Source organism: Treponema sp. R80B11-R83G3 (assembly GCF_054786115.1).
In genome coordinates, this window is sequence record NZ_BDHF01000410.1 from 1 (window position 1) to 588 (window position 588).

Genomic DNA, 588 nt, shown 5'->3' on the forward strand with positions numbered 1-588 from the left:
CCGCCGCAAGCGCCCGCAGTAAACCACTTTGGCATTATTTCGCAAAACCGTTACGCGCTAATAGAAACTTCCGCCGCTGGAATCGCCACCGTCTGCCTTCAACCGCTATTGGACAAATACGCCGGGGACAATCCTCAGCTAATAGACTATATCCATGACGAAGAAGAAGTTTTCCGCATATCAGGCGAGAGCGGGCAAACCGGCGCAAATCGCAAAAGGGCGGGCATCTTATTGCCGCCTTTTAAAAAGTCAATCCTCTTTGAAACAGTAGCCCGCCTTGGCCCCCTCCCCCGAAAAAGTTTTTCAATGGGCCATTCTGTGGAGAAGCGTTTCTATTTTGAGTGCAGGGAAATACGTTAAGATAAGACCTCACACTAAGATCACAAAGGGGGAGAGATGTTGTTGTTTCAATGAATAATGAGCAATTAGCAATGAGCAATTTCGTTGTTTGTAGGCGCGGTCTTGGTAAGCCGCTATGCTTGCTAACTTCGCTCTTTTATCACTTCGACAAGCTCAGTGACTACGCATTTTACATTGCTAATTGCTCATTTCTCATTGCTAATTGGTCTTTCTTCCCTCTTTGTGATT

The 588-nt window shown here is 46.4% G+C and carries 1 pseudogene; it reads left to right on the forward strand.

The annotated features are described in order from the left end of the window. Positions 1-360, forward strand: a pseudogene (locus tag ACYVRH_RS14165) (DUF1015 domain-containing protein); the annotation flags it as partial. Between the last annotated feature and the right edge of the window lie 228 nt (positions 361-588).